The 6178-nt window shown below is 65.2% G+C and carries 6 protein-coding genes; 2 read left to right on the plus strand and 4 right to left on the minus strand.

Going from position 1 to position 6178, the window contains the following annotated elements:
* Positions 1-19: 19 nt before the first annotated feature.
* Positions 20-289, minus strand: a complete 270-nt coding sequence (locus tag ACI2K6_RS15335) for a hypothetical protein (protein WP_282501629.1) — start codon at positions 287-289, stop codon at positions 20-22.
* Between the two features lie 713 nt (positions 290-1002).
* Here ACI2K6_RS15335 and ACI2K6_RS15340 point away from each other — a divergent pair.
* Positions 1003-1203, plus strand: a complete 201-nt coding sequence (locus ACI2K6_RS15340) for a hypothetical protein (RefSeq protein ID WP_282501630.1) — start codon at positions 1003-1005, stop codon at positions 1201-1203.
* 253 nt (positions 1204-1456) lie between these two features.
* Here the strand turns inward: ACI2K6_RS15340 and ACI2K6_RS15345 are convergent, their stop codons facing one another.
* From ACI2K6_RS15345 to ACI2K6_RS15355, 3 genes are all read right to left on the minus strand, one after another.
* Positions 1457-2560 carry a site-specific integrase gene (locus ACI2K6_RS15345; RefSeq protein ID WP_274179309.1) on the minus strand — a complete coding sequence of 368 codons (1104 nt, stop codon included), beginning with the start codon at positions 2558-2560 and terminating at the stop codon, positions 1457-1459.
* A gap of 1 nt (position 2561) precedes the next feature.
* Complete coding sequence (locus ACI2K6_RS15350; RefSeq protein ID WP_337994964.1) at positions 2562-2795, minus strand: helix-turn-helix domain-containing protein; 234 nt, start codon at positions 2793-2795, stop codon at positions 2562-2564.
* Between the two features lie 999 nt (positions 2796-3794).
* Positions 3795-4277 carry a hypothetical protein gene (locus ACI2K6_RS15355; RefSeq protein WP_274179310.1) on the minus strand — a complete coding sequence of 161 codons (483 nt, stop codon included), beginning with the start codon at positions 4275-4277 and terminating at the stop codon, positions 3795-3797.
* Between the two features lie 130 nt (positions 4278-4407).
* Between ACI2K6_RS15355 and ACI2K6_RS15360 the strand changes: the two genes are divergently transcribed.
* On the plus strand, positions 4408-4533 hold the full coding sequence (locus ACI2K6_RS15360; RefSeq protein WP_274179311.1) for a hypothetical protein: 126 nt from the start codon (positions 4408-4410) through the stop codon (positions 4531-4533).
* Positions 4534-6178: the final 1645 nt, after the last annotated feature.

Here is a 6178-nt window from a genome sequence, read left to right on the forward strand (position 1 = left end):
GGGTCATTCCGGTCGACCATCAGTACGCCATGACTCCGTCGAGCTGAGTGAACTCGTTCGCCGATGCCTCCGGGCGCCGACCAACGGTCACCAACGTCTCGCTCGCGACCGCCGCGCGAATGCTGTGCTCGGTAGCGACATCCTGCAGAACAGACGCGACCTCGTTCGACCCGATCACGCTCTCGCTGACGTATCCGAGCTCGCCGGAGTTCCTCACAGCGCGGCCCGCCGCACCGATCGTGGTTGCCGACGAGCGAAGCGTGTCGAAATGCACGGAAACGTCGGTCATGCCACCCTCCTCAAGGCATGGCCAGCCTATGAGCGCAGTCGAAGAAGCGAATCGCCCAAACGGATGAGAATTCCTCGGCCAAGGCTCGCCAGCGCGAACGCAGAAGCCCCGGTCGCAGCTGGTGCTGCGGGTGTACCTGACCCTAGCCGGATCGGTTCAGCCTCCCGCAGGCGGCTCGTCGCGAGTTTGGCGTCGGTGCAGGGAGGAAAGGATGACGAAGAGAACCGCCCCTCCACCGACGCCGCCGATCAGCCCTGACCAGAACTCCTGCCCCAGAGCAATCGCCCAGATCATACGAACAAGTCCGAGGACCACGACCAGCAGGAATGCCGCAATCAGGAGTTGGAATCGCCTGCCCAGTTTCGACGCGCGTGCCCGCACGGATCGACTCCGCCAGACGAGTTCAGGCGTCGCAGTCGTCGCGCCTCATCCTCTAGCTCCAGGGTTCCCAGCGTGTTGAGCGCCTCCACAGTGGGATGCTGCAACAGCAGGCCCTCTCGAGCGCGCTGCCGGAGCTCGTCGTCGATCTCGTCAGCGACCCGAAGGCAGCGAACGCCCACGAGACGAGCATTCCGACAGTCAGTGCCGCGCTGGCCGCCGAGCCTATGCACGGTCGCGGCCCTACCCCGATGATGGGTTCGGAGGCGCATCGAACTATGGAAACACCTCAGCCACCGACGGATCCTGCAGCTCGTCGGCGAAACCACCAGCTCATGATCGCGGGCGTTCTCTGCTACCCCGTGGCGGGACTGTTGCTGCTACATGCGCTCGGCGAGCCCGGCGCCCCGTTGCCCTGGGTACTCCTGGGGCTGTGGGTAGCTCTCGCAGGTGCTGCGAACGTGTTCGCCTGGAAGCGTTACTACAAGCGATACCCGCCGCAGCCATGGCCGGGCTCGCCGCAGAACCGCGGCTGACAGCACGACCCAGATCCGCACCAAGACCGCACCACACACGCCCCACACATGCAGAAAACCCCCGGGTAACCGGGGGTTTTCGTGGCGGTGACGGTGGGATTTGAACCCATTTCGCGGGCATTGCAAGGAGGCTACCTTCGCGATTTCTGCTCGTTCTCGTGCACATCTGCGCGGGCAAGCTCACACTTGCGCACGGGCACCCACACCTAAAAGTGCACCAAAATGCACCACGAGCCGCGCTCCTCCGAACCCGTTAGTCAGCTCGCGATAGCTGCTCTGTACGCCTGTGCGTCAACGCGGCGGTGACGTTGTCGAGGTCATCCGGAAAGAGGGATGCGTACGTGTCCAGCGTCACCTTCGCGGACTTGTGCCCGAGCATGCGCTGCACGACCTTGACGTTGGCCCCCGCGCTGATGGCGAGAGACGCAGCGGTGTGACGCAGATCGTGCGGGGTTACACGACGGAAGGTGGGATCGGCGTCCATGCAACGACGCACCGCGCCGGCGAACCACCCGCTGTAGGTGTTTCCAGGCCGGAGGTACGATCCGTTGGGCCCCTCCCAGAGCCGGCTGTCCGGGCTCTTGCCTCGGCAGGCACGTTCGATGGCACCGTCCAGGAACTCTGGATAGGCGACCAAGCGCTTCTCGTGCGACTTCACTGACCCCAGGTGGTGCGTGCCGTTGACGTCCGCCACAGCTTCCCGGATGTGAGCTCGGCGGCGCTGACGATCAACGTTCCGCACCCGGAGCGCTGTCGCCTCGCCCCATCTGAGCCCCGTGTAGGCGAGGAAACGGATCAGGTCTGGGTATCGGGATGCGAGCGCGAGCTCTTCGACCTGCGCGTGGTCGAGAAACACCTCGTCCGGGATGGGCTTTCTCTTGATCGTGAGCCCGCGAGCAGGGTTTTTGAGCACCCTGTTGTCTTCGATGGCGTCGTCGAAGATGCCGGCGAGCAGGTCGCGTGCTCGCGCGACGGTGGTGTGAGAGCGCGTGCGGCCGAGATCCGTTAGCCACGCTTCGACCTCGCGTCGGGTAACGGCGCCAACGGCATAGTGGCCCCATCGTGGGAGCACGTGCACGCGCCATGCACTGTCAACGGAGTGATGCGAACTCACCGTCACCTTGGCCCTATGCCGCACAAGCCACTCGGCGCCGATCTCAGCGACAGTCACCTTGGCGTCCGCACGGTCGATGTACCCACCCCTGAGCTTGGCGACTTCGACGGACGCGAGGTGCGCTTCAGCATCGCGCTTGAGCTTGAAACCGCGATCATGACCTCGAGTGCCATCGGGCTTGCGGTACCAGACCTCGTAGAGCCGACCCTTGTTCTTCGTGGCGTACGCCTTGATCGTCCCCACGTCAGCAGGCTTCTTCCGCCGTGCTCGCGTGCTCTTGGGCGAGAAGCCACGCATCCACTGCCTCGGGCCGGTAGCGCACCGAACGCCCGACCCGAATGTACCTGGGACCACGGCCCGTAATACGCCACTCGCTGAGGTTGCGCTCGGTGGTGCCAAGTCGATCGGCAAGCGTGTCCGGCCGGATCAGAGCGTCGAGCAGTTCAGAGCTGGCGACAGCCTCGGCCAAACTGCGCACGGGCGTAGTGGTGGATATAGACAAAGGGACATCTCCTCATGGTGTGAGGAGTGCTTCCGACGGGTCCCTTGCCCATCGTTGTGCCCGTTACGACTGTTTGGTCGTGGCGCGGGAGTGTCTCCGCGCCGAGCTAGCCGTCATCGCGACAACACTCAGTTTTCGATTAGACCCACATGCTCCCAGGTACCACCGACATCTCACACTCGGGCGTCTCAGCGCTGAGGTCGATGCCACGACGGCACGCGCTTGCCGAACCGCTGACCGCACCAGATTGGATCGGAGGAGGGGCCCGATCGTTCCGAGACGACCGCATCGGGTGTCCCCAACGTAAAGCGGGCGCAGGCCATGCGGCAGGCAACGCAGAAACCCACGCCGAAGCGTGGGTTTCTCGAGTTGGCGCTCGGGGCACTGTTCCAGCCCTAGCTACCGGGCAACACCTTACGCGATGCTCGACTATTGGGGCGTGCTGACATGTGTCTCCAACTCGCCTCCGGCCTTCCGCCAGAGGAGTGGAGAAGGAGGCGACCTACGCGTGAGTCCTCACCGGGAGCGCGACGATGGCGCCCTTAGCGCTGACTCTTCGAGGGCGTATAGGTTTCAGGCGACTGTGGGACCGAGGACTCCATGCGAGCTTTGTCGGCTGCGCCCCGACCGACGAGGGCCATACCTGCCCACGAATACCGCCACCGCCTTGTTAGACGGATGCGCGGAGCGCGGTAGGCTTGCCGACGCAGACCCCCCCCCCACACACACACGTGGATCAGGGGGTCTCGCTGTTTCTTGTAGGCGGCGCTTACGGATGTCGTGACCGTCTGCGACGCGCACGCCGTACTCTGTCGCACTCGCACGCTGCTCAACGCGGGTTGTCAGGGGCCTCAGAGCCACGGCGGGCCAAATTGGCGGCCTGCCCTTTCCCGGTGAACCCTCGACACCCTGATGATTGGCGCGTCGACGTTGCCCACCTAGCTCGCTAGCTCGCGCCCGGACGAATGCGCGGACCTACTGTTTCTCGAGCTCGACGGTCCTCGTCACGCCCATCGCGGTCACGTAGTAGCTGAGAATGCCGTCGACGTACTTGAAGGTCTTTGTTTCGTCCGAAGACGCCAGCAGCGCGCTGTCGGTCTTGGAGTGGTCATTGACCGAGTCCCAGCTGAACGAGGTCGCAGCGTCCGCCGGCGCCTCGTAGGTGCCGACCCAGTAGACAGCGCGCGACTGATCCTCGTCGTTGACCCAGTCAATCGAGATCACGCCATCGGCGACGGTCGCCGCCTGGTAGGACTGCGCGTCGCCGGAGTTCGTCTGCATCCACTCCCCCGTCAGGTCGACCGCTTCGGGCGTTTCCTCCTGGGCCGGCTCGGCCGCCGCGGGCTCGCTCTGCGCGGAGCTGTTTGCGTCGGCGGAGGCGGGGTCAGCGGGAGCTGAGCAGCCGGCGAGTAGGAAGAGGGACAGGACTGCAGCCGCGCTTGTGGCGGAGAGGTTCACGAATGAGCATAGGGACACGGCGTGACAGTGCGAGCGACCGTTTGCGCGCGCAGCACTCGAGCTCAATGTTGCTCCGGGAGGCCGCAAGAGTCGCGGAAATGATTTCGGTAATGATTCGTGCAATGGATCCATGATCGATGACCCGCTCAGCTACGAGACGAATGCCCAGGACGACGACGCCGAAGCGTCGATCACCTACGCAGCCCGCGCCGACGAGCTGTGGACGGCTCAGTTTCCTCGGTCGCCGTCACCCTGAATGGTGTCGTGACCCGCCGCGGTGACCTATGACAGGTCGCTGTGCAGCGCGCCGGGCTCGATCCACACGAGCGCCCCCACCAGCAGCACGCGCTCGCCCAGGGCCGGCTCCTGCAGCTCGCTGACCTCGCGCTCGAGGTACTTTTTCCGCTGTACTCGACCTCGGTGCCCGAAGGCTCGGCGGTCTCGGTGTCCTCGGCCGTCTCGTCGGTGTCCTCGGCGCCGGCGTCAGCGGCCGCGTCGGTCTCGACCGGCTGCAGCTACCGAAGGGCCCGAGACGCGTCAGCGGTGAGGGTGAGGAAGGCCAGGAGACCGAGCGCAGCGACAGGCTCAGGGCTTCCGAAGAGCTGTCGGCTGTGCCGACCGCAGGGCAAGTTTCGACCGAGCGAAGCGACGGGTGAAACGCAGCCCGGCGTCAGCTCCCCTTATGCTCTTTTCTTCTCTCCCTCGCATCCGAAGCTACAGCGCCGGATCGAGGTCATTTTTGCTGCTGCATCAGCGGTTTCGTTTGAGTCAACATCCTTGGAAACGGGCTGAGTCAGAGCGCAGCGGCGACTCGGGCTGTTAACAAGGGGGTCAGAAACCGTTGGAAAGACGGGGTTTGGCTGTTAACAAGACTTCAGGCCCATCGGCGTCTTGTTAACAGCCTCGAGCGAAGCGACGCAGAGGGCGGTATCGCCCTCTGACTCAGACCCCGTCGCGGCCGCGGGGACGCGGTCGCTTTCGCCTCGCATCAGCGCAGGCCGGAGCATCGCTCAGGCCTCTTCGGTCAGCGCCCTGGCACCCTCTGATGGACGCGGCAGCTCGAAGAGATGACGTGGCCAGCAGGTCTCGCGACAGCCGCTGCAGGCGGCGCTGGGGGGCTCTTCTTTCGCCTCATCGGACGCGACTGTGGAGCGGCCAGGACATCACCGTGGTGGTCACAGAACCGGTCACCGAGCACCGCAGCGACAACGGGCGCGCGCAGCGCCTGGGTGCCCGATGCGCCGAGTATCGACTGCCAGGACCCACGTCCGTCCCGGAGGCGTTGTCACTTCGCAGCCCCTTACAGCCCGCCCAGTCACCGTCACGACCCTTCGCCCGATCGACTTCTCAACTGCCCCCATCTTTGGCCCCCTTGACGCCCAGTTGAGAAGTCAGGCTGGCGCTCTGTCGCCATCGGAGATCGGGATTCATCACCGAGCCCCGCTCGGTGATGAGACTGCGCGACCATGCCTCCGGGGCGGAGCACCGGGGACGGTTTTGACCCCATCTGGCTCCGCCGGCGTGCACTCGCACACCTCGGCAGCATGGCTGCCGGAAGCCCCCACCTCGCACTCTCCACCGGACGCAGGGACGAGCTCCCCACCGTCCCCGAGGAGGTCCTCTCAGAGGGGGAGGGAAGCGGCCCGTCAGCCCTGGCGAGACTGTCGTCATTGAGGCCCCGAATTGCCCTTAGCCCTTGGCCTCGAGTGGAGAGGTGGCGACGCGACCGCGGACACTCCGAAGGCGGAGCGAGCGCAGCGAACGAGCCGGAGGGTGGCAGCGGGTGCGGCGACGCGGCTCCAGTCGCTAGGCCGTGTTGATCAAGTCTGATTTGATCCAGATGAGCGTCGCGGCGAGGCTGACGGCGGCTCGGTAGCTGCGGAGGAGCTTGTCGGAGCGCA

It is taken from the genome of Microbacterium sp. NPDC006705, from assembly GCF_044903545.1.
GTDB lineage: Bacteria > Actinomycetota > Actinomycetes > Actinomycetales > Microbacteriaceae > Microbacterium > Microbacterium plantarum.